The 22,178-nt window shown below is 61.7% G+C and carries 24 protein-coding genes; 10 read left to right on the top strand and 14 right to left on the bottom strand.

Going from position 1 to position 22,178, the window contains the following annotated elements:
* Positions 1-108, top strand: a 108-nt coding sequence (locus BUE09_RS20720) for a hypothetical protein (RefSeq protein WP_244153209.1), incomplete at its 5' end; no start/stop codon positions are given.
* A 70-nt stretch (positions 109-178) separates the two neighbouring features.
* Here the strand turns inward: BUE09_RS20720 and BUE09_RS19740 are convergent.
* The 4 genes from BUE09_RS19740 to glyQ are packed head-to-tail and all read right to left on the bottom strand — an operon-like array spanning position 179 to position 4,458.
* The gene (locus BUE09_RS19740; protein ID WP_073303819.1) at positions 179-916 is read right to left on the bottom strand and encodes a lysophospholipid acyltransferase family protein; all 738 of its coding nucleotides are present in this window, start codon (positions 914-916) and stop codon (positions 179-181) included.
* On the bottom strand, positions 913-1,455 hold the full coding sequence (gmhB, locus tag BUE09_RS19735) for a D-glycero-beta-D-manno-heptose 1,7-bisphosphate 7-phosphatase (protein WP_073303838.1): 543 nt from the start codon (positions 1,453-1,455) through the stop codon (positions 913-915). The genes BUE09_RS19740 and gmhB overlap by 4 nt, the downstream gene beginning before the upstream one ends.
* A 4-nt stretch (positions 1,456-1,459) precedes the next feature.
* Complete coding sequence (glyS, locus tag BUE09_RS19730; protein WP_073303816.1) at positions 1,460-3,514, bottom strand: glycine--tRNA ligase subunit beta; 2,055 nt, start codon at positions 3,512-3,514, stop codon at positions 1,460-1,462.
* Positions 3,511-4,458: a glycine--tRNA ligase subunit alpha gene (glyQ, locus tag BUE09_RS19725; protein ID WP_073303813.1), complete on the bottom strand. Its 948-nt coding sequence runs from the start codon at positions 4,456-4,458 to the stop codon at positions 3,511-3,513. The genes glyS and glyQ overlap by 4 nt, the downstream gene beginning before the upstream one ends.
* A 139-nt stretch (positions 4,459-4,597) precedes the next feature.
* On the opposite strand from glyQ, the gene BUE09_RS19720 reads away from it, so the two are divergent.
* From BUE09_RS19720 to BUE09_RS19710, 3 genes are all read left to right on the top strand, one after another.
* Positions 4,598-5,164: a DNA-3-methyladenine glycosylase I gene (locus BUE09_RS19720; protein WP_073303810.1), complete on the top strand. Its 567-nt coding sequence runs from the start codon at positions 4,598-4,600 to the stop codon at positions 5,162-5,164.
* Positions 5,165-5,240: 76 nt separating this feature from the next.
* Positions 5,241-6,128, top strand: coding sequence for a lysophospholipid acyltransferase (locus tag BUE09_RS19715; RefSeq protein ID WP_073303807.1), 888 nt, complete (start codon positions 5,241-5,243; stop codon positions 6,126-6,128).
* Positions 6,129-6,155: 27 nt separating this feature from the next.
* Complete coding sequence (locus tag BUE09_RS19710; RefSeq protein WP_073303804.1) at positions 6,156-6,428, top strand: PilZ domain-containing protein; 273 nt, start codon at positions 6,156-6,158, stop codon at positions 6,426-6,428.
* Positions 6,429-6,461: 33 nt separating this feature from the next.
* Here BUE09_RS19710 and BUE09_RS19705 read toward each other — a convergent pair whose 3' ends face one another.
* From BUE09_RS19705 to ehuB, 5 genes are all read right to left on the bottom strand, one after another.
* Entirely contained in the window at positions 6,462-6,779 is a 318-nt protein-coding gene (locus BUE09_RS19705) for a tetratricopeptide repeat protein (protein WP_073303801.1), read from the bottom strand.
* Between the two features lie 65 nt (positions 6,780-6,844).
* On the bottom strand, positions 6,845-7,678 hold the full coding sequence (ehuA, locus tag BUE09_RS19700) for an ectoine/hydroxyectoine ABC transporter ATP-binding protein EhuA (protein ID WP_073303798.1): 834 nt from the start codon (positions 7,676-7,678) through the stop codon (positions 6,845-6,847).
* Complete coding sequence (ehuD, locus tag BUE09_RS19695) at positions 7,675-8,334, bottom strand: ectoine/hydroxyectoine ABC transporter permease subunit EhuD (RefSeq protein ID WP_019341491.1); 660 nt, start codon at positions 8,332-8,334, stop codon at positions 7,675-7,677. The genes ehuA and ehuD overlap by 4 nt, the downstream gene beginning before the upstream one ends.
* The gene (gene ehuC, locus BUE09_RS19690; RefSeq protein ID WP_073303795.1) at positions 8,331-8,990 is read right to left on the bottom strand and encodes an ectoine/hydroxyectoine ABC transporter permease subunit EhuC; all 660 of its coding nucleotides are present in this window, start codon (positions 8,988-8,990) and stop codon (positions 8,331-8,333) included. Before ehuC ends, ehuD begins: the two co-directional genes overlap by 4 nt.
* A gap of 245 nt (positions 8,991-9,235) precedes the next feature.
* Positions 9,236-10,090, bottom strand: coding sequence for an ectoine/hydroxyectoine ABC transporter substrate-binding protein EhuB (gene ehuB, locus BUE09_RS19685; RefSeq protein ID WP_073303792.1), 855 nt, complete (start codon positions 10,088-10,090; stop codon positions 9,236-9,238).
* Between the two features lie 245 nt (positions 10,091-10,335).
* On the opposite strand from ehuB, the gene ehuR reads away from it, so the two are divergent.
* Together ehuR and BUE09_RS19675 are read left to right on the top strand one after the other, a co-directional pair.
* The gene (gene ehuR / locus BUE09_RS19680) at positions 10,336-11,745 is read left to right on the top strand and encodes a MocR-like ectoine utilization transcription factor EhuR (RefSeq protein WP_073303789.1); all 1,410 of its coding nucleotides are present in this window, start codon (positions 10,336-10,338) and stop codon (positions 11,743-11,745) included.
* A gap of 198 nt (positions 11,746-11,943) precedes the next feature.
* Positions 11,944-12,597 (top strand): 7-cyano-7-deazaguanine/7-aminomethyl-7-deazaguanine transporter, encoded by a 654-nt coding sequence (locus BUE09_RS19675; RefSeq protein ID WP_073303786.1) that lies wholly within the window; start codon positions 11,944-11,946, stop codon positions 12,595-12,597.
* A gap of 68 nt (positions 12,598-12,665) precedes the next feature.
* Here BUE09_RS19675 and trkA read toward each other — a convergent pair whose 3' ends face one another.
* From trkA to def, 4 genes are all read right to left on the bottom strand, one after another.
* Complete coding sequence (trkA, locus tag BUE09_RS19670; protein ID WP_025239774.1) at positions 12,666-14,039, bottom strand: Trk system potassium transporter TrkA; 1,374 nt, start codon at positions 14,037-14,039, stop codon at positions 12,666-12,668.
* A 244-nt stretch (positions 14,040-14,283) separates the two neighbouring features.
* Positions 14,284-15,609, bottom strand: a complete 1,326-nt coding sequence (gene rsmB / locus BUE09_RS19665) for a 16S rRNA (cytosine(967)-C(5))-methyltransferase RsmB (RefSeq protein ID WP_073303835.1) — start codon at positions 15,607-15,609, stop codon at positions 14,284-14,286.
* 5 nt (positions 15,610-15,614) lie between these two features.
* Positions 15,615-16,544: a methionyl-tRNA formyltransferase gene (fmt, locus tag BUE09_RS19660; RefSeq protein ID WP_073303783.1), complete on the bottom strand. Its 930-nt coding sequence runs from the start codon at positions 16,542-16,544 to the stop codon at positions 15,615-15,617.
* A 53-nt stretch (positions 16,545-16,597) separates the two neighbouring features.
* Positions 16,598-17,104 (bottom strand): peptide deformylase, encoded by a 507-nt coding sequence (def, locus tag BUE09_RS19655; protein ID WP_073303780.1) that lies wholly within the window; start codon positions 17,102-17,104, stop codon positions 16,598-16,600.
* A 148-nt stretch (positions 17,105-17,252) separates the two neighbouring features.
* Here def and BUE09_RS19650 point away from each other — a divergent pair, with 148 nt between their 5' ends.
* From BUE09_RS19650 to tsaC, 3 genes are all read left to right on the top strand, one after another.
* Positions 17,253-18,278, top strand: coding sequence for a LysM peptidoglycan-binding domain-containing protein (locus BUE09_RS19650; protein ID WP_073303777.1), 1,026 nt, complete (start codon positions 17,253-17,255; stop codon positions 18,276-18,278).
* Positions 18,279-18,364: 86 nt separating this feature from the next.
* Positions 18,365-19,456: a DNA-processing protein DprA gene (dprA, locus tag BUE09_RS19645; RefSeq protein ID WP_073303774.1), complete on the top strand. Its 1,092-nt coding sequence runs from the start codon at positions 18,365-18,367 to the stop codon at positions 19,454-19,456.
* Positions 19,457-19,519: 63 nt separating this feature from the next.
* Entirely contained in the window at positions 19,520-20,077 is a 558-nt protein-coding gene (gene tsaC, locus BUE09_RS19640) for an L-threonylcarbamoyladenylate synthase type 1 TsaC (RefSeq protein WP_073303771.1), read from the top strand.
* Between the two features lie 35 nt (positions 20,078-20,112).
* Here tsaC and BUE09_RS19635 read toward each other — a convergent pair whose 3' ends face one another.
* Complete coding sequence (locus BUE09_RS19635; protein WP_073303768.1) at positions 20,113-21,090, bottom strand: quinone oxidoreductase family protein; 978 nt, start codon at positions 21,088-21,090, stop codon at positions 20,113-20,115.
* Positions 21,091-21,242: 152 nt separating this feature from the next.
* Between BUE09_RS19635 and hemF the strand changes: the two genes are divergently transcribed.
* Positions 21,243-22,160: an oxygen-dependent coproporphyrinogen oxidase gene (gene hemF, locus BUE09_RS19630; RefSeq protein ID WP_073303765.1), complete on the top strand. Its 918-nt coding sequence runs from the start codon at positions 21,243-21,245 to the stop codon at positions 22,158-22,160.
* Positions 22,161-22,178 lie beyond the last annotated feature (18 nt).

The raw sequence follows: 22,178 nt of genomic DNA, 5'->3' as shown, positions 1-22,178 counted from the left end.
GACGTCACCACGGTGCCGTACAAGCAGATCGTCATCGCGGTTGGCGAGGGGGCTAAAGCCTCGCTGAGCGCTTTTGATCACCTGATCCGCAGCTCTGTCGAAGACTGAGCGTCGAGGTAAAAAGAAGGGGAGCAGACGTCGGTCTGCTCCCCTTTTGCTATCGGCCTGTTTTTTTGAATCAGGCGTTGCGTTCCAGATCCGCCACGGTCGCATTGATCCAGTCTTCGGCGCGCTGGTTGAGCTCAGCGGCTGCACGAGGGCCTTCGCTCTCTGCATGCATGGCCGGTCCTATGACGACTTGGATTACCCCCGGCCGCTTGCCCCAACCGGACTTGGGCCAGAACGTACCGGCATTGTGCGCTACCGGTAAGACCGGGAGCTTGGCGTTGACGGCCAGCGCCGCGCCGCTGCGCGAGAACTTGCCGACCTGTCCGACCGGAACGCGTGTTCCTTCTGGAAAGATCAACACCCAGGCGCCCTGCCCCAGTCGCTCCAACCCCTGTTTGGCGACCTGACGGAGTGCCTCTTTTGGGCTATCGCGGTCAATTGCAATCGGCTTGAGCAGCCAGATTGCCCATCCAAAGAACGGAACGTTGAGCAATTCGCGCTTGAGCACCTGACTCAATGGCTCGAAGTAGGCCGACAAAAAAAACGTCTCCCAGGTGCTTTGGTGCTTGGACAAAATCACGCAGGGCTTTTCCGGGATGTTTTCTGCACCACTCACTTCATAGCGCAAACCGATAACGGTCTTGGCCAACCACACGGCGCTGCGACACCAGGTCTGGACGACGAACCGGTAGCGGGTGCGAAACGACATGAAGGGTGCGAACACCAGGCTGACCAAGCACCATGCGAAGGCCGTGAACGACAGCAACAGGTAGAACAACACGATGCGTAGCGGCAGCAAGACGCTCATCGTTTGGCTCCCAGCAGATGATCGACTACGGCAGCCAGGTCATCGAACACCTGGGTGCCGGTTGGCAACGAACCTTCCAACGCCTTAGAGCCTTTTCCGGTGCGAACCAGGTAAGGCACGCCGCCAAGGTGAATTCCGGCAAGCAGATCACGCTGGCTGTCACCCACCACCGGAACGCCCCGGAGGTCATCGAGATGGAAGTGCTCTGCGATTTGCTGGAACAACCCGGGTAGCGGCTTGCGGCAGTTGCAGCCATCATCAGGGCCATGCGGGCAGTGGACGATCAGATCGATGCGGCCGCCCTCTTCCATTGCCAACTGCTGCAGCTTGAAATGCATGTCGCCAAGAGTGGTGGCGTCGAACAGGCCGCGGGCGAGGCCGGACTGGTTGGTAGCAACTGCCACCGTCCAGCCGGCCTTGCACAGCCGTGCGATCGCCTTGATCGAGCCTGGGATCGGAATCCATTCTTCCAGGCTCTTCACATAGGCGTCGGAGTCCTCGTTGATCACGCCGTCGCGATCAAGCACGATCAGCTTCACCGGCTTAGCCAAGTGCGGAAATATCGGCAACGCCAAGGAACAATCCTCTCAACCGGGCAAGCAAGGCATAGCGGTTGGCGCGAACCGAAGCGTCTTCGGCGTTGACCAATACCGCCTCGAAAAAGGCATCCACCGGACCGCGCAGATGCGCCAGACGCTCGAGCGCCTCGCGATACTGACGACCCGCAGCCAGGGGCTGCACGGCTTGTTCGGCCTGCTGCAGCGCAGAATACAAAGAGAACTCGGTGGCGTTGTCGAAGTAACGAGGCTCGATGGTTTCCGGTAGCTTTGCTTCGAACTTGCTCAGCAGATTCGAGACGCGCTTGTTCGCAGCCGCCAAGGCTTCGGCCTCCGGCAGATTGCGGAATGCCTGTACCGCTTGCACGCGCTGATCGAAGTCCAACGCTGAGCCCGGCTGTACGGCACGAACCGATAGATAGGACGCTACCTCGACGCCTTCGTCTTCATACCGCGCACGCAGGCGATCAAAGATGAAGTCGAGAACCTGATCGGCCAATCCTTCGGTTTTGACTTGACCACCGAACTGGCTGATGGAGAAGCGCACAGCGGCAACCAGATCCAGATCCAGACGCTTCTCGATCAGAATGCGCAGGATGCCCAGGGCCGCGCGCCGAAGCGCGTAAGGATCCTTGCTGCCAGTGGGCAACATACCGATACCGAAGATGCCTACCAAGGTATCCAACTTGTCGGCCACAGCAAGGATGGCACCTGTATGGGTACTGGGCAGCTCTGCGCCCGCACCGCGGGGCATGTACTGCTCGTTTAGTGCCAAGGCGACATCGGTGGGTTCACCATCGTTGGCGGCGTAGTAATAACCAGCAATCCCCTGCATTTCGGGAAACTCGCCGACCATTTCGGTGGCCAGGTCGCACTTGCTCAACAGGCCCGCGCGCGCAGCCCACTGTGCATTGCCTTCGGTGCGTTCGGCGATGAACGCGGCCAGCCTGGAGACGCGCACGGCCTTGTCGTACACGGTCCCGAGCTGAGCCTGGAAGACCACGTTTTTCAGGCGCTCATTGAAGCTGTCGAGCTTCTGCTTCTTGTCCTGCTTGAAGAAGAACTCGGCATCAGTGAGTCGTGGACGCACCACTTTCTCGTTACCCGCAACGATCTGAGCCGGATCCTTGGATTCAATGTTTGCGACCGTGATGAAGCGCGGAAGCAGCTTGCCGTTGGCGTCCAGCAGGCAGAAGTATTTCTGGTTGTCCTGCATGGTGGTAATCAGCGCTTCCTGCGGAACGTCCAGGAAGCGTTCTTCAAACGAACACACCAGCGGCACAGGCCATTCGACCAGTGCAGTTACTTCGTCCAGCAGCGCGGGTGGCACGATAGCACTGCCGCTCTGCTCGCCTGCCAGCTGCTCGACACGCTTGGCGATCAACTCGCGACGTTCGGCGAAATCGGCAATGACGTGAGCGCCGCGCAGGTCTTCCAGATAGCTTGTTGGCTTGGAAATTCGCACCGGATTCGGGCTGTGGAAGCGATGCCCGCGAGATTCGCGACCAGCACGCTGAGTGAGGATGGTGCAGTCGATGACCTGCTCACCGAACAGCATGACCAGCCACTGGGTTGGCCGGACGAACTCTTCCTTGCGCGCGGCCCAGCGCATGCGCTTCGGAATTGGCAGCTCGTTAAGCGATGTCTCGACGATAGCGGGCAGCAGCTCGGCAGTTGCCTGGCCGGGAATCGAACGGCTGTACCGGAGTTTTGGGCCGCTGCGGTCGACTTCGGCAAGGTCCACGCCGCACTTGCGCGCAAAGCCCAGGGCGGCCTGGGTCGGTTCGCCTTCGGCGTCGAACGCCGCCTGCAGCGGCGGCCCGTCGAGGTTGATGCTGCGATCAGGCTGCTCGGTGTCGAGCTGCTCGATCAGCACTGCGAGGCGTCGAGGTGCGGCAAACGCCTGTACCCGGCCATGCTTGAGACCAGCGTCCTTCAAGCCTTTCTCGATGCCCGTGCGAAACGCGTCGGACAACTTGCCCAAGGCCTTGGGCGGCAGCTCTTCGGTGCCGAGCTCGACCAGGAAATCCAGTGCACTCATTCTGCTGCCTCCAGCTTGGCCAGTACTTCGTCACGTAGGTCCGGGGTGGCCATGGGGAAGCCGAGCTTGGCGCGTGCCTGCAAATAGCTCTGCGCCACCGAACGAGCTAGCGCGCGAACGCGCAGGATGTACTGCTGTCGTGCTGTCACCGAGATGGCCCGGCGCGCATCCAGCAGGTTGAAGGTATGCGAGGCCTTCAGCACCATTTCATAGGTGGGCAACGGCAGCGCCAGTTCGATCAACCGGTTGGCTTCCGATTCATAGAAGTCGAAGAGTTCGAACAGCTTGTCGACGTTGGCGTGTTCGAAGTTATAGGTGGACTGCTCCACCTCGTTCTGATGGAACACATCGCCATAGGTGACGGTGCCGAACGGGCCGTCCGTCCAGATCAGGTCGTAGACCGAGTCGACGCCCTGCAGATACATCGCGAGTCGCTCGAGGCCGTAGGTGATTTCGCCTGTAACGGGGTAGCACTCGATGCCGCCGACCTGCTGGAAGTAGGTGAACTGGGTGACTTCCATACCGTTGAGCCAGACTTCCCAACCGAGCCCCCAGGCGCCCAGCGTCGGCGATTCCCAGTTGTCCTCGACGAAACGTACATCGTGCACCGAGGTGTCGACGCCGATGCGACGCAACGACTCCAGATACAGATCCTGGATGTTGTCCGGGTTGGGCTTGAGCACGACCTGAAACTGGTAGTAGTGCTGCAGACGGTTAGGGTTCTCGCCATAACGACCATCGGCAGGGCGACGCGAAGGCTGGACATAGGCTGCGTTCCAGGTTTCAGGACCGACAGCGCGCAAGAATGTGGCGGTGTGGAAGGTGCCGGCGCCCATTTCCATATCGTAGGGTTGCAGAACAACGCAACCCTGCTCTGCCCAATAGCTTTGCAGGGCGAGGATCAGGTCTTGGAAGGTGCGCACGGCAGGCGTAGGCTGGGTCAAAATTTCACCTGTGCTGGCTTCGACAGAAAGCCTCGGAGTATACCCGATAACGGCTCGAACCCGTGGAGACACGTGCTCTACGGCGTAGCGCCGGTGGCACTTCCGATCGGCTTTTCGCCGCGTTCAAGGATCTGAAAACATGCCGCGTTGCGCCTGGTGCAGTGACGACCCGTTATACATCGACTACCACGATAGCGAGTGGGGTGTTCCCACTCGTGATCCTCAGGTCCTCTTCGAATTTCTCGTTCTTGAAGGCGCACAGGCGGGACTGTCCTGGATCACGGTGTTGCGCAAGCGAGAGCGTTATCGCCAGGTGTTGTTCGGCTTCGATCCGACGCGTCTGGCACAGATGACCGATGCCGAGATCGACGAACGCATGCTCGACGCCGGCATCATCCGCAACCGTCGAAAACTCGAAGCCGCAAGGCGCAATGCCCAGCTCTGGCTCGAGTTGGACGACCCGGTGGGTTGGTTGTGGTCCTTCGTTGGGGGCGAGCCGAAGGTCAACCATTTCGAGTCGATCAACCAGGTGCCTGCGGTGACCGCCGAAGCCGAGGCCATGAGCCGTGCATTGAAGAAGGCCGGGTTCGGCTTTGTCGGCCCGACCATCTGTTACGCCTATATGCAGGCGTGCGGCATGGTCATGGACCACACCACTGACTGCGATCGTTACCCCGCTCTGGCGCGGGTACCGGCTAGCACCTAAACGGCTGTGACGCCTTAGGGGTAGCCAATCGCGCTAAGCAGTTACACTAGCGTCTTTGATTTTTCGGGAGAGATCCTTGGACAAGCTCAAAGGTGCGCTGGTGGTTGGCTTTCTGCGCCTGTTCGCCCTACTCCCCTGGCGCGCAGTTCAGGGGTCGGGTCGCTTCATTGGCTGGCTGATGTGGAAGCTGCCCAACCGTTCTCGCGAAGTCGCCCGGATCAATCTTTCCAAGTGCTTTCCAGAACTCGATGCTATCGAGCGCGAGCGCTTGCTCGGACAGAGCCTGCAGCAGATCGGCATGGCGTTCACTGAGAGTGCCTGCGCCTGGATCTGGCCAGCAGACAAGACGCTGCGGCTGGTCAAGGAAGTCGAGGGGCTGGAAGTGCTGGAGCAAGCTTTGACTTCAGGCAAGGGAGTCGTAGGCATCACCAGCCATCTGGGCAACTGGGAAGTCCTCAATCACTTCTACTGCGCACAATGCACACCGATCATTTTCTATCGCCCGCCGAAGCTCAAGGCGGTCGATGATCTCCTGCAACGCCAGCGTGTCCAACTGGGCAACAAGGTCGCGCCCTCAACCCGAGAGGGCATCATCAGCGTCATCAAGGAAGTCCGAAAGGGCGGCGCCGTGGGCATACCCGCGGATCCGGAACCCAGCGAGGGCGCCGGCGTTTTCGTGCCGTTCCTTGGCACACAGGCGCTGACGAGCAAGTTCGTGCCTGGCATGCTGACGGGCGGCAAAGCGGTAGGGGTGTTTCTTCACGCGTTGCGCTTGGATGATGGTTCGGGCTACAAGGTCATTCTCGAGGCGGCACCTCCAGCCATGTACGACGAGGACGTCGAGGTCGCGGTGGCAGCCATGAGCGGCGTCATCGAGCGCTACGTGCGGACTTGGCCGAGCCAGTACATGTGGACGATGAAACGCTTCAAAAAGCGGCCAGCGGGCGAAAAACGCTGGTACTAACGACAGCTCACCCAGCAAAGGACTTCAATGGGAAATCCGAATCAGCGGCAGCATCCACGCGCACCCATGAAGTGCCGTATCCGCATTACCCACGAGTCATTTGGCGAGGTGTTCGCACACACCCGAGATCTCTCGGATGGCGGCGTCTACGTAAAACACCCGCAGTTGACCGAGTTGCAGCCGGGCATGACGGTCAGTGGGCAGGTGCAGGATCTCCCCATTCCTGCCCCTGTGCTGCAAATGGAAGTGATGCGTGTCGATGCTGAGGGTGTTGGCTTGCGCTTCGTCCAGCCCGATTAGTAGCGGTCCGGCAGGGTGTGCGACCGGCTGGCGCTAGCTGCCGGCCTGTTTGTTCAGCTTGCGTAGAAACACATCCATTTCCTTCTCGGCTTGCTTGTCACCGTGTGCTTGCGCCGCGAGCAGACCTTGTTCCCAGGCGCGCCTCGCGCCGTCGAGATCCCCACAAGCTTTTAATGCCTTGCCGAGCAGCTTCCAGGCGGCAGAGTATTTCGGATCCTGTTCGACGCAGCGTTGCAAATGAATCGCCGCTTCAGCTGCGTCCCCAAGATCCAGGTAGCCCTTACCAAGCCCGAAGCGCAGCATGGGGTTGTCCATGCCTTTGGCCAGCATCTTCTGCAGTGATTCGATCATTGCGTTCCCCTGGGAAATCCTTCCTGAAGCAGCCGATGAAGCCGTGACGTGCTCTGACCTCTAGCCTAGCTCGCCTGGGTTACCGCACTGAGAAACTCCTGTGTGCGGGTTTCCTGAGGGTTGCCGAACAGCTCGTCCGGGGTGCCCTGCTCGTGGATTCGTCCTTCATTGAAGAAGCACACGCGATCTGCGAATTCCCGAGCGAAACCCATCTGATGGGTCACCATTAGCATCGTCAGGCTGTGCGCATCGCCCAGTCTGCGGATGACATTGAGCACTTCGCCGCAGAGCTCTGGATCCAGCGCTGATGTCACCTCGTCGAACAGCATCACCTTGGGCCGCATCGCCAAGGCACGGGCAATGGCGACGCGCTGTTGCTGGCCGCCGGACAGTTGCGAAGGATAATGGTCGAGTTTGTCTTCCAGCCCGACCATGGCCAGCAGCTCTTCGGCACGCTCGCGGGCTTCCTTTTTCGACAGCCCTAGTACCTGCACCGGTGCTTCCATCACATTCTGCCGGGTGCTCATGTGCGGGAATAGGTTGAAGCTCTGGAACACCATACCCACCTTGCCGCGGACGCGACGCAGATGCCGTGCGTTGGCGCGAACCAGATTGCCACCGGCATCCGGCATGTGGGTCAGCGGCTGGTCATCAACCATGATCACGCCTTCGTCGATATCTTCCAGGGTCATCAGCGCCCGTAAAAGCGTGGACTTACCCGATCCACTGGGTCCGATGATCGCCACCTTCTCGCCCGTTCGGACATCCAGGTTGAGATGGTTGAGTACGGTCAGATCACCGAAGTGTTTGCTCACATCGCGAAACTGCACCATCAGCTCTGGCTCGTTGGCGGTGCTGGCTAGGTTTTGTGTGTCGCCGGCAGGCATCGATGCGTTCATCGGGCAAGCTCCATTCGGTTTTCCAGTCGGCGAACGAACCAGGCGAGGCCGAGACTGAGAATAAGGAAGAACAGGCCGACCATGGTGATCGGCTCCAGGTAACGGAAGTGTTCCGAGCCGATGTTCTTGGCCCGCTGCATGATTTCCACCACGGTGATGGCGGAGAGCACGGGCGTGTCTTTGAGCATCGAGATCATGTAGTTGCCCAGCGCTGGCAGGATGGGTCGCAGCGCCTGCGGCAAGATTACTTTGCGGTAGGCGTTGAGCGGTTTCATGTTCAGCGCCGTCACCGCCTCCCATTGCGCGCGCGGTACCGCGTCGAGTCCGGCGCGGTAGACCTCGGCCGTGTAGCAGGCGTAGTGCAGTGCGATGCCGATGATCCCAGCTTGCAGCGCGGACAGGTTGAAACCGTAGTTGGGCAACACGAAGAACAGGAAATACACCTGAATCAGCAGCGGTGTGCTGCGGATGAACTCGATCAAGCCGGTCATCGGCCAGGACAACCAGCGATGCCGGCTGCGTCGTGCCACCGCCAGGAACAGGCCCAACACGATGGCGATGGAAAACCCGGCAATGGTGATGCCGATGGTTTTCAGTGAGGCATCGAGCAGTCTGGGCAAAATCTCCCAGGCGAAGTTCCAATCGAAGAAGTTCATGACATGCCCCCTCGCATGCGGCCGCGCGCCAGACGCCGCTCTAGGGTGCGCATGGAGAAGTTGATGATCTGCGCGAGCACGAAATACATCACCAGCGCCAGACCGAAGATTTCCAGTGTCATCAGGGTTGCCTGATCAAGCTGACGAGCCCGGAACGCCAGGTCCGACAAGGTGATCAGCGACACCAGCGACGTGTTTTTCAGTAACTCGATCAGCAGGTTGGTACCGGGCGGGATTGCCGCCAGCAGCGCTTGCGGCAGGATGACCCTGCGCAGGCGCTGACCGGCGGTCATGTTCAGCGCCTGACAGGCTTCGTACTGCCCTTCATGCACTGAGCGGATCGCGCCGCGAAGCACCTCGGCACCGTAGGCGCCGATGTTCAGGCCGAGGCCGATCACCGCGACATTGAATGCGCTCATGGCAATGTTGAACGGGGGCATCGGCAGCACAAAATAGAGCCAGAACAGCTGCACCAGCAACGAGCTGCCGCGGAACACTTCGATATAAGCGATGGCCGCCCAGCGCAGCGGCTTGATCGGAGAAAGGCGGCCTAGGGCGCCGATCAGTGCGGCGAGTATCGCCAGCAGCGAGCCAAAAAAGGTGATCTTCACGGTCACCCAGGCTCCCTCTAGCATGAGTGGGAGTAGTTCGTTCATCGTGGATTTCCGGTTAGCGGCGCGGCGATAGGAGCAGGTCGCCCGTCAGGCTTGGCTGCGTGGGAGGGCCGATCGTGGCGCCGGGTAGCGTTACGCGACGGGCAACAGGCCAGTCGAAAGTGGTCGCATCGCAGTGTTGCGACGGAGCCGGAGAGAAGGGGTAGAGCTATCTGAAGGCTATTCACGTGGGAGCCCGGCAGGGGCTCAAAAAGCCCGCGCCGGTTCCTTGTTCATGCGCCAGTGGATCAGGCGCTGCAGAGTTCCTCAGCGGTCTTATCGGTGATGTTCGAGCGGTCGAAGCCGAAGGGCTCGACGGTTTTGAGATGCTCCTCGCTGCCAAGCCATTTCTTCAGCTCGGCGTTGACTGCGTCACGCAGCGCCTTGTCTTCCGGGCGGAACGCCAGCGCGCCATAACCGGTGTTGGCCGGGTCGTCTTTGAAGTCATCCGTCGCCTCGACCTGATCCCCGGCCTTCTCCGCCAGCCCACGCATGGTCAACTGAGTGCCCACTGCAGCATCGGCGCGGCCAGTGCGTACGGCCTGCAGTTGCGAGGTGGTGTCGGGAACCTGGACGATCTGGGAATCCTTGATGCCGGCCTTGCGTGCGTAATTGAGATTGACGGTGCCGGACATGATGGCAAGTTTGATCGACTCATCCTTGGCGATGTCTTCGTAGCTCTGCAATTGCTTGGGGTTGCCGGCCTTGACCAGCAGCGTATCCTGCAGCTGGTAGTGCGGATCAGTAAACAGAACCTGCTTGCAGCGCTCGGGCGTGATGTACATGCCGGCTGCGATCAGGTCGAAACGGCTGGCGCGCAGGCCGGGAATCAGCGAGCCCCATTCCGTAAGCACGGGTTTGATGGTTTCGATGCCCATCTGCTGGAAGATTTTCTCGACGATCTCAGGGGATTCGCCGGTCACGCTGCCGTCGGTGGCAGTGTAGGCAAAGGGGGTCTCGTTGGCATAGCCAATACGGACGCTGCTCTCGGCCTTGATGTCATCAAGGGTGTCGGCGTGGGCCAGACCGCCAAGGGAAAGACTGGTGAACACTGCGGAGGCCAGCAGAAGCTTGCCGAAATGGAAAGGACGTGCGCGATTCATCGTGAATTCTCCTGTGCTTTTTTATGGTTCGCGGGCCGGAGCCTGCAGTTCTAGGGCAGCTTCAAGAGCATCAGGACAGGGCATTCCCTGCCTCCACGCGGCTTTAGGCCCCTTCTTCTGCGAGAGGTGCGCCGCGTTTCGCTGCCTGAGCATAGCAAAAGCGGTTTTCCTCCTAGGATTGCACTAGGACAATTGCTTGGTGGTGCGCTTCAGCCGATCCTGTCGGCTCGACAGAGGTAGACGTCATGTCCGATTGGAAAGAGGCCTTGCTCGCCGCGCATGGCGGTGGGTCAAAGTACAAGCTGCTGGTAACTGCCATCGCGACCGACATCGAGCGCGGTGAGCTGCGGGATGGCCAACGCCTGCCGACGCAGCGGCTGCTGGCCGAGCAGCTGGATATCAGCGTGCAGACGGTGACCAACGCCTACAAAGAGCTGGAGCGCCAGGGCTGGGTGCGTTGCGAAGTCGGGCGCGGCAGCTTTGTCAGCCGGCGCATCAGCGAGCGGGTCGCCACTTCCATGCTTGATCGCGGCGAACATTCGCTGCTCGATTTCTCGACGGTTCGCATCGTCCGCAACGAGCGCCATGACCGCTACTGGCGGCAGGCTTGCGAGGAACTGGCCGCCGAACACGAGCAGCCATGGATACATGCCTGCCGGCCAATCGCCGGCTTCGAACATCACCGTGAGGCCGGCGCGCAATGGCTCGCCGAGCTGGGGCTCAAGGTCGCGCCGCGGGATCTGCTGCTAACCAATGGCGCCTCTCAGGCTATCTTCCTTGCGCTCGCGTCGCTGGCCGGCCCAGACGACCTGGTGCTGTGTGAAAGCTGTACGGATCACGGCGTGATCGGCACCGCTCAGGTGCTCGGCTTCAAACTGCAGGGCTTGGAGGCTGATCACGATGGTCTCGACCCGGAGCATTTCGAGGATATCTGCGCCAACGAAAGGGTTACCGCGCTGGTCTGTACCCCAAACCTGAACAACCCCACCAGCAGCCTGATGCCCGACGGGCGTCGACGGGAAATCGCCGAGATCGCGCGCCGCTATGGCGTCTACGTTATCGAAGATGACGTCTATGGCCCCTTGCTCGGTGCCGCTCGAGCAGCGCCGCCACTCAGCCACTACCTGCCGGAACTGTCGTTCTACTGCACCAGCCTGACCAAGTCCGTGCTGACCGGCTTGCGCCTCGGCTATTTGGTGATGCCTCGGCGGTTGGCGTTGCGTACCGAGAGCATCTTCAGGGTGAACAGCTGGATGACAGCGCCGCTGCTCGGTGAGATCGCGACGCGCTGGATCGAGCGCGGCCGTGCCAGCGAATTGGTAGGCCTGCAGCGCGAGTTGATTGCTGGCCGGCAGGCAGCGGTGACCGCCGAGCTGGGTGATTACCTGCGCGGCAGCCACCCGGCTTCGCTCAGTGCCTGGTTAAACGTTCCCGAACATTGGGAACTCGACGCCCTGCAGCACGAATTGCGCGCGCGCGGGATCGCATTGACCCTGCCAGATCCCTTCCTTCCGCCTGGTAGCCAGAGGCCCAGGGCGATGCGTCTGTGCATCGGCGCCGAGTGCAGCGACCAGCGCTTGCGCACGGGGCTGGCAAGCATACGAGACGTGTTTGAGCAGTACCCGGAAATCCACGCGTTTCGCGGTGCTCGCTAGCCGCCGGATATCTATCGAGGGCGGCCGTGAAGACGGGTCGCGTCGGCTGGTTAGCCTCGGCAGAGCGACCAGCCGTTCAAGGCATTCCGACCGGGCACGCTATCCGCCAGGTTGAAATGCCACTAGAATGCGCCCCGCTCGGGCCATGTCGGCACGGCAATGGGTTCCCTAACCCCATCACTTCAAAAAGGAAATACCATGTTGCAGCTCCCTTCATCGGTCCGCCGAGCCACTTTGGCCGGTCTGATCGCGTTCCACATCGTCATCATCATCGCCAGCAACTATCTGGTGCAGCTGCCGATCACCCTGTTCGGCTGGCACACCACCTGGGGCGCGTTCAGTTTCCCGTTCATCTTTCTCGCCACTGACCTGACCGTGCGCTTGCTCGGCAAGGGTCCGGCGCGCCGGGTCATCGCCCAGGTGATGATTCCAGCGCTGGTCGCCTCCTACGTGGTCTCGGTGCTGTTTCACCAGGGTGCGTTCGCTGGGTTCTCGGCCCTGGGAGAATTCAATCTGTTCGTGTTCCGCATTGCGGTGGCCAGCTTCCTCGGCTATGCGTTCGGCCAGATCCTCGACATCCAGGTATTCGACCGGCTGCGACGCTTGCGCCAGTGGTGGATCGCGCCGAGCGCTTCGACCATCTTCGGCAACCTGCTGGATACCTTTCTGTTCTTCTCCATTGCCTTCTGGCACAGCGACGACCCCTTCATGGCGGCGAACTGGGTGGAGATTGCCAGCGTCGATTACGTCATCAAGCTGATCATCAGCCTGGCGTTGTTCGTTCCGCTCTACGGCATGCTGCTGAACGCGATCGTGCGCCTCTTCCCAGGCCAGCGGACGGTGACGGCTTAACGAATCTCGACATGCTACCGCTCGGCCTGCGAGTACAGGCCGAGCGGTCAGCGCAAAGTAACTGACCGTCAGAAGAACGTAAGCCCCGCCTGGAACAGCCGCTCCACATCGCGGATATGCTTCTTGTCGACGAGAAACAGAATCACGTGATCGCCTGACTCGATCACCGTGTTGTCATGCGCAATCAACACCTCTTCGTCACGGATCACTGCGCCGATGCTAGTACCGGGCGGCAATGCAATCTTGCCGATGGCCCGGCCAACGACCTTGCTCGAACGCGAGTCACCGTGGGCGATCACTTCGATGGCTTCGGCTGCACCCCGTCGCAAGGAGTGAGCGCTGACGATATCGCCGCGGCGCACGTGGGTCAGCAGCGTACCGATCGTGGCAAGCTGCGGGCTGATGGCAATGTCGATCTCGCCACCCTGGACCAGGTCGACATAGGCCGGGTTGTTGATGATGCACATCACCTTGCGCGCACCGAGGCGCTTGGCCAGCAGCGAGGACATGATGTTGGCCTCGTCATCGTTGGTCAGCGCAAGAAACACGTCGGCGTCGTTGATATTCTCCTCCACCAGCAGGTCGCGATCAGAGGCGCTGCCCTGCAGGATGATGGTGCTGTCGAGGGTGTCGGAGAGGTAGCGGCAGCGTGCCGGATTCATCTCGATGATCTTGACCTGATAACGGCTTTCGATGGCTTCGGCCAGACGCTCGCCGATGTGCCCGCCACCGGCGATGACGATGCGCTTGTAGTTGTCATCGAGCCGGCGCATCTCGCTCATGACCGCGCGGATATGCCCACGCGCCGCGATAAAGAAGACCTCATCGTCGGCCTCGATCACGGTGTCGCCCTGAGGGAGGATCGCCTGGTTGCGGCGGAAAATGGCCGCCACGCGCGTATCGACGTTGGGCATGTGCTTGCGGATCTGGCGGAGTTCCTGACCCACCAGCGGTCCACCATAGTAGGCCCGAACGGCGACCAGCTGGGCCTTGCCGCCGGCGAAGTCGATCACCTGCAGCGAGCCAGGGTGCTCGATCAGACGCTTGATGTAGTTGGTCACCACCTGTTCGGGGCTGATCAACACGTCGACCGGAATCGCTTCGTTGCTGAACAGGCCGGAACGGGTGAGATACACCGACTCGCGAACCCGGGCGATTTTGGTCGGCGTATGAAACAGGGTGTAGGCGACCTGACAGGCGACCATGTTGGTTTCGTCGCTGTTGGTCACCGCGACCAGCATGTCGGCATCATCCGCGCCGGCCTGGCGTAGCACGGTGGGAAACGAGCCGCGTCCGACCACGGTGCGAATGTCCAGTCGATCGCCGAGATCACGCAGGCGATCGGCGTCGGTGTCCACAACGGTGATGTCGTTCGCTTCACTCGCGAGGTTTTCGGCAAGCGTTCCGCCTACCTGCCCTGCACCGAGAATGATGATCTTCACGAAGTTGCTCCTGAAAAACGGTTTTCGCCGCCTTGATTGGCCAAGCTTGTCGTCCACAAAATCCGTAGTGAATTAGCTCACCGTGACGGGATGATGCCGGCGTCTGTCGGTGGGCTGAAGCCCCTCTTTCTCCGTACGCACCGGCGCTGCGAATGGAGCTTGTCAGCCGTAGGGTGGGCTTTAGCCCACCGCAACCCAGTCCGCACTGCCTCGCTGGACCCATCTCACCTAAATGGATGCGGTCCTATGTCGAAATGTTCGTGGGCGATTGAGCGGCGATTTTTATCAGTTTGGCGTAGTAGAAGCCGTCGTGGCCATTCTCCTGCGGAAACAGCTGACGTCCATGAGACTGTTCGATGCCAAAACCGCTCGGCAGATCCAGCTCACGGGCGCCTGGCATGCGCGCCAGGAAGGCCTCGATCACGTTGCGATTCTCCGTTGGAAGCACCGAACAGGTGGCATACAGCAGTACGCCCCCAACCGCCAGCGTCGGCCAGAGTGCGTCGAGCATCTCGCCTTGCAAGGTCGCCAGCGGTGCGATGTCGTCAGCCTGGCGGGCCAGTTTGATGTCGGGGTGGCGGCGGATCACGCCGGTCGCCGAACACGGGGCGTCCAGCAGGATGCGCTGAAACGGTTGGCCGTCCCACCACTGATCCGTGGCACGGGCATCAGCGGCCACCAGCGTGGCGTTCAGCTGCAGGCGGTCGAGGTTTTCCCGCACCCGCTGCAGCCGCTTGGGCTCGAGATCCAGCGCGATGACTTCAGCCAGCGCTGGCTCGCGTTCCAGGATATGGCAGGTCTTGCCGCCCGGCGCGCAGCAGGCATCCAGCACCCGTTGACCGGGGGCGAGGTCGAGCAGTCCCGCAGCGAGTTGTGCCGCTTCGTCCTGGACGCTGATGCGCCCCTCGGCAAAACCCGGCAGCTGAGTGACGTCGCAAGCCGCAGCGAGTCGGATGCCGTCTCTGCTGTGGCTGCACGCAAAGGCTTCGATGCCTGCGTCCTGCAGCTCTGCGAGGTAGGCATCGCGCTCGACCTGGCGATGGTTAACCCGCAGCATCATCGGGGGATGCAGGTTGTTCGCCGTGCAGATTGCTTCCCAGTGCTCCGGCCAATGCGCCTTGAGCGATTTCTGCAGCCAGCGCGGGTGGGCGAAGCGAATCACCGGATCGCGTTCGAGCTCGGCGAACAGCGCTTCGCCGTCACGCTGGGCATTGCGCAGCACCGCGTTGAGCAGGCCTTTCGCCCAGGGCTTCTTCAGCTTCTCTGCGCAGCCTACGGTTTCGCCAATGGCGGCATGCGGCGGAATCCGGGTGTAGAACAGCTGGTACAGGCCGACCAGCAGCAAGGCTTCGACATCGCGGTCCGCTGCCTTGAACGGCTTCTGCAACAGGCGCTCAGCAAGGCCTGACAGACGCGGCTGCCAACGGGCAGTGCCGAACGCCAGTTCCTGGGTCAGGCCTCGATCACGCGCATCCACCTTGGCCAGTACGTCGGGCAGGCTGCTGTTCAGCGAGGCCTTGCCGGACAGCACCACGGCCAGTGCGCGTGCTGCGGCGAGGCGCGGATTCATCGACATTATTCGAACACCTTGCCGACGGCGAACTGTTCACGGCGACTATTGAACAGGTCGCTGACAGCCAGCGCCTTACCGCCAGGGAGTTGCAGGCGCATGAGCACCAACGAACCCGCGCCACAAGCGACTTCCAGGCCGTCCTTGCTTGCGTCGATGATCTGCCCAGGCGCGCCCTGCCCTGTGGATGCGCGCGCAGCGTGAATCTTCACCGCAGCGCCATCGAGGCTGCTGTGGCAGGTCGGCCAAGGGTTGAATGCCCGCACCAGCCGCTCAAGCTCAACCGCCGGTCGCTTCCAGTCGAGCCGTGCTTCGTCCTTGTTCAGCTTGTGGGCATAGGTGGCCAGATTGTCGTCCTGAAACTCGCCCTTCAGTGTGCCTGCTTCCAGCGCCGCTACTGCTTCGACCACTGCATGCGAGCCGAGCTCGGCCAAGCGATCATGCAGGGTGCCGCCCGTATCCTCACGGGTAATCGGCGTGCTGACCTTGAGCAGCATCGGCCCGGTATCCAGCCCTGCTTCCATTTGCATGACGGTGACACCGGACTCGGCATCACCCGCTTCGATAGCCCGCTGAATCGGCGCTGCGCCACGCCAACGTGGCAGCAACGAGGCATGGCTGTTGATGCAGCCCAGGCGCGGCATGTCCAGCACGGCCTGCGGCAGAATCAAGCCATAGGCGACCACGACCATGAGGTCTGCCTGCAAGTCGGCCAGCTCTGCCTGGGCAGCCGGGTCGCGTAGCGACTGTGGCTGATACACAGGAATCTCATGCTGCAGCGCCAGCTGCTTGACCGGGCTGGGCATCAGTTTCTGACCACGACCTGCCGGGCGATCCGGCTGCGTATACACCGCCACGACCTGACGCTTGGCGTCGAGCAGGGCTTGTAGATGCTGAGCGGCGAATTCCGGCGTGCCGGCGAAAACGATGCGCATAGAAGACTCATCAATAAAAAAGGCTTGCTGCTGCAAGCCTTTGGAGTGGGAGATCAAGCCTGCTGACGGTGAAGCTTTTCCAGCTTCTTCTTGATCCGGTCGCGCTTGAGGTTGGACAGGTAGTCGACGAACAGCTTGCCGTTGAGGTGATCGCACTCGTGCTGGATGCACACGGCAAGCAGGCCTTCAGCGATGAGTTCGTAAGGCTGGCCATCGCGGTCCAGCGCCTTGATCTTCACTTTCTGAGGGCGGTCGACGTTTTCGTAGAAGCCGGGGACTGACAGGCAACCTTCCTGGTACTGCTCCATCTCGTCGGTGAGGAACTCGAACTCGGGATTGATGAAGACCCGCGGCTCGGATTTGTCCTCGGACAGATCCATCACCACGACCCGCTTGTGCACGTTGACCTGGGTCGCGGCCAAGCCGATGCCGGGCGCGTCGTACATGGTCTCGAACATGTCGTCGATGAGCTGACGAATGCCGTCGTCGACCACGTCCACCGGTTTGGCAATGGTGCGCAGGCGCGGATCGGGAAATTCTAGGATGTTCAGGATTGCCATATGCGTTTGTGATGCACTTATGGAATAAAGTCAAAAGCCGCTGCTAAGATGCCGAGCAGCTTGTAAACGGCTTAACGCCGCTTTCCACAAGGGTTTCTGCGGCGCTAGGGCGCTTTACGTGAAGGCACATCATAAAGGGATTCACCACATGAGGAAATCACTACTCGCCCTGCTGTTGGTGGCGGTTGGCGGCATGGCGCAGGCCGCTGTGGAGCTGAAGGATGGCCATCCTGAGCAATACACCGTAGTGAAAGGCGACACACTCTGGGACATTTCCGGTCGCTTCCTCAGCGAGCCCTGGAAATGGCCGGAGCTCTGGCATGCGAACCCGCAGGTGGAAAACCCGCATCTGATCTATCCGGGCGACAGCCTCAGCCTGGTCTACATCGACGGCCAGCCGCGACTCATGCTCAACCGTGGCGCCTCGCGCGGCACGATCAAGCTCTCCCCCACCATCCGTACAACGCCCATGGCCGAGGCGATCAGCACCATCCCGCTGGGAGCCATCAACAGCTTCCTGCTGAGCAACCGTATTGTCGACAGCGCTGCTGAATTCGAGGCCGCGCCCTACATCGTCGCCGGCAACGCCGAGCGCGTGATCAGTGGTTCTGGCGACCGCGTCTACGGCCGCGGCGAGTTCCAGGACGACATCGCAGTCTACGGCATCTTCCGTCAGGGCAAGACCTATGTTGACCCTGAGAGCGAGGAGTTTCTTGGCATCAATGCCGATGACGTAGGCACCGCCGAGCTTCTCGACATGGAGGGCGACATCGCCACCATGATGCTCACGCGCGTCACCCAGGAAGCGCGCATCGGCGACCGCCTGTTCCCCAGCGAAGAGCGTGCAGTGAATTCGACCTTCATGCCGAGCGAGCCGGAAGGTGAAGTCAACGGCGTGATCCTCGACGTGCCGCGTGGCGTGACCCAGATCGGCCAGTTCGATGTGGTGACCCTGAACCGGGGCGCGCGTGACGGGCTTAAAGTGGGCAATGTGCTGGCCGTGTACAAGACCGGCGAAACCGTGCGCGACCGGGTTACCGGTGAAAACGTCAAGATCCCGGACGAGCGTTCGGGCCTGCTGATGGTGTTCCGCACCTATGACAAGCTCAGCTATGGTCTGGTCCTGCAGGCGACTCGCTCGCTGTCGGTGATGGATAAGATCCGCAACCCTTGATACTCCAAGCCCCGCATCGCGGGGCTTGTCATTTCTAGCTGAACAGCACCGCATGGATGCGCTGCGACGAGACAAGGACTGTTCGTATGCCCTCGATTTCCCCTGCCGAACTGGAAGCACGCCTGCGCCTGCATGTATTGCCGGAGCTAGGCCCGCGTCGCCTGCATAAACTACTCAGTGCCTTTCCCGATGCGTCCTCAGCACTCAGTGCGCCAGCCTCCGCGTGGCGCTCGCTGGGCTTGCCGGCCAGTTGCGCCGAAGCCCGGCGCAGCCCGGCCATACGTGAGCGAGCTGCGGCTAGCCTGGCCTGGCTGGAGGAGCCGGGGCACCATGCGTTGATGTGGGATGACCCGGCGTACCCCGGGTTGCTGGAAGAACTGCCAGACGCCCCGCCGCTGCTGTTCATTGAAGGTGACTCAGGCCTGCTGGAGCGACCGCAGCTGGCCATGGTCGGCAGCCGGCGTGCCTCTCGGCCGGGGCTGGATAACGCCACTGCTTTTGCTCGCAGCCTGGCTCGCGGCGGTTTCGTGATTACCAGCGGGCTTGCGCTGGGTATTGATGGTGCAGCTCATCAGGGCGCGCTGGATGTAAGCGGCAAGACGATCGCCGTGCTGGGTACAGGGCTGCAGTGCCTCTATCCACGTCGCCATCTGGGACTGGCTGCGCGCATCGTTGAGGGTGGTGGTGCGCTGGTATCCGAGTTACCGCTCGATTGCCCGCCGCAGGCCGCCAACTTCCCTCGCCGCAATCGAATTATCAGTGGCTTGTCATTGGGTGTGCTGGTGGTTGAGGCGAGCCCTTCGAGCGGCTCGCTGATCACCGCCCGCCTGGCTGCCGAGCAGGGCCGTGAGGTCTATGCGATTCCTGGATCGATCCACCATCCAGGCGCCCGCGGCTGCCATCAACTGATCCGCCAGGGCGCGGCGCTGGTGGAAAGTGTCGAGGACGTATTGCAAGCCTTGCGCGGCTGGCAGCTAACGCCGGTCACAGCTGAAGCGCAACGATCCGAGCCACCCCACCCACTGATCGCCCAGCTACATGCCGCGCCTATGAGCAGCGAGGCGCTGGCCGGCGCCGTCAATCAGCCTTTGTCACACATCCTCGCCGAACTCACCGAGCTGGAAATCGAAGGACTGGTCGCTTGCGAGAACGGCCGCTGGTCCGCCTGCGCGGGTTGAGGGCTGCTGTGCTGCTATAAGCGCTTGGGTACACTTCGCCGATCAGTCTCAGCGGAGGTGGCAATGGTTGGCAATTGGCGAGTGCAACAGGCGGCGTGGGTCGTCAGACGTGGCGGAGTGATCGCTTATCCGACCGAGGCGGTGTGGGGGCTGGGCTGCGATCCCTGGGACAGCGATGCGGTGCATCGGTTGCTCGCCCTCAAGGAACGGCCGGTTGAGAAAGGCCTGATCCTCGTCGCCGATTGCATCGAGCAGTTCGAATTTCTGCTGGATGATCTGCCTGAGCGCTGGCTGGACCGCTTGGTTGGCAGCTGGCCGGGGCCGAATACCTGGCTGGTCCCGCACCGCGACCGTCTGCCTGACTGGATCACCGGCGAACACGACAGCGTGGCGCTGCGTGTGACCGATCACCCGCTGATGGCCAGGCTTTGCGCCTTGACCGGCCCATTGGTGTCCACCTCAGCCAACCCTGCCGGCCGACCATCTGCGCGCTCGCGTCTGCGCGTCGAGCAGTACTTCCCAGGTGAGCTTGACGGCGTGCTTGGCGGCAGCCTCGGCGGACGTAAACACCCCTCCACCATTCGCGACATACGCAACGGCGAGGTCATTCGCGCCTCCTGACGCCGCTGGGCGTCAGGGCATATACGTCTGCTGGCTCAGGGCAGGAGGATGGTCGAACCGGTCGTCTTGCCTGCGGCCAGCTGGCGCTGCGCCTCGGCCGCCTCGGCAAGCGGGTAGCGCTGGTCGATCTCGACCTTGATCTTGCCGCTGGCAATCATCTCGAACAGTTCGCTCGCCATCGCCTGCAGGCGCTCGGCGGTGTCCGCGTAGCCGGCGAGCGTCGGTCGGGTGACATACAGCGAGCCCTTCTGCGCCAGCACTCCGAGGTTCACTCCGGTGACGGCGCCTGAGGCATTGCCGAAGCTGACCAGCAGGCCGCGTGGTGCGACGCAATCCAGCGAGATCTCCCAGCTGCTTTTGCCCACCGAGTCGTAGACCACCGGGCATTTCTTACCCTCGGTGAGTTCCAGCACGCGCTGGACAACGTCCTCGCGGGTGCGGTCGATGGTCGCCCAGGCACCCAGCGCCTTGGCCCGTTCGGCCTTGTCCGTCGAGCCGACGACACCGATCAGTTTCGCGCCGATGGCCTTGGCCCACTGGCAGGCGATCGAACCAACACCACCGGCTGCGGCATGGAACAGCACGATTTCGCCGGCCTGCAACGCGTGAGTCTGGCGCAGCAGATACTGCGTGGTCAGGCCCTTGAGCATTACGGCGGCGGCCTGCTCGTAGCTGATGGCGTCCGGCAGTTTCACCAGGTGCCGCGCCGGCAAGGTGTGATGCTGGCCATAGGCGCCCAATGGGCCGGTGCCATAGGCGACGCGGTCGCCAACCTGAAATCCGCTGACGCCCTCGCCAACGGCCTCGACTTCACCCGCACCTTCGGCACCCAGGCCGGACGGCAGGCTCGGCGGTACATAGAGGCCGCTGCGGAAATAGGTATCGATGAAATTCAGCCCGATCGCATGGTTACGCACCCGAACTTCGCCGGCCCCCGGCGCTGTGACGGGCACGTCTACTTGTTCGAGAACCTCGGGACCACCGTGCTGACTGAACTGGATGCGCTGCGACATATCGACTCCTGGCAAAAGCAAAGGAGCCTATCCAACGCTTCCTGGGCGCGTCCGTCAATTGGCCCGGTGATATGCTTGCCGGCCTTCTTTCTAGCGTTACCGCTTTGAGCCCACGCTCGGCGGCGGCGCAGCCCACTTGCCAAGGTGAATTCGTGAACGAGCGTACCGAAGCCGTCAAAGCCTACCTGCTCGACCTGCAGGACCGTATCTGCGCCGCCTTCGAAGCCGAAGACGGCGGCGCGCGCTTCGTCGAGGATGCCTGGACGCGCCCCGCAGGCGGTGGTGGTCGGACCCGGGTCATCGAAAACGGTGCGCTGATCGAAAAGGCTGGCGTCAACTTTTCCCACGTGCATGGCAGCGGCCTGCCGCCTTCGGCCAGTGCCCATCGTCCGGAACTGGCCGGCCGCGGCTTCGAGGCGCTCGGCGTGTCGCTGGTAATCCATCCGGAGAACCCCTACGTGCCAACCTCGCATGCCAACGTGCGGTTCTTCATTGCCGAAAAGGAAGGCGAAGAGCCGGTCTGGTGGTTCGGCGGCGGTTTCGACCTGACGCCCTATTACGGCAACGAGGAAGACTGCATCCACTGGCACCGCGTGGCCCGCGATGCCTGTGCGCCCTTCGGCGCGGATGTGTATCCGCGCTACAAGGAATGGTGTGATCGGTATTTCCACATCAAGCACCGCAACGAGCCGCGCGGGGTCGGCGGGCTGTTCTTCGACGACCTGAACGAATGGGATTTCGACACCAGCTTCGCCTTCATGCGGGCAGTGGGCGATGCCTACATCGACGCTTACCTGCCCATTGTCCAGCGTCGCAAGGCGATGCCCTTCGGTGAGCGCGAGCGGGAATTCCAGGAGCTGCGCCGCGGTCGCTATGTCGAATACAACCTGGTCTACGACCGCGGCACCCTGTTCGGTCTGCAGTCAGGTGGACGCACCGAGTCGATCCTGATGTCGCTGCCGCCGCTGGTGCGCTGGGGTTACGACAAGCATCCCGAGCCCGGCACACCCGAGGCGCGGCTGACCGAGTACTTCCTGCAGGATCGTGACTGGCTGGGCGAGCAGCGCTGACACGACTTACTCAGGCGT

This window comes from Stutzerimonas xanthomarina DSM 18231 (assembly GCF_900129835.1).
GTDB lineage: Bacteria > Pseudomonadota > Gammaproteobacteria > Pseudomonadales > Pseudomonadaceae > Stutzerimonas > Stutzerimonas xanthomarina.
This window is presented reverse-complemented; position numbering and strand designations above follow the sequence as displayed.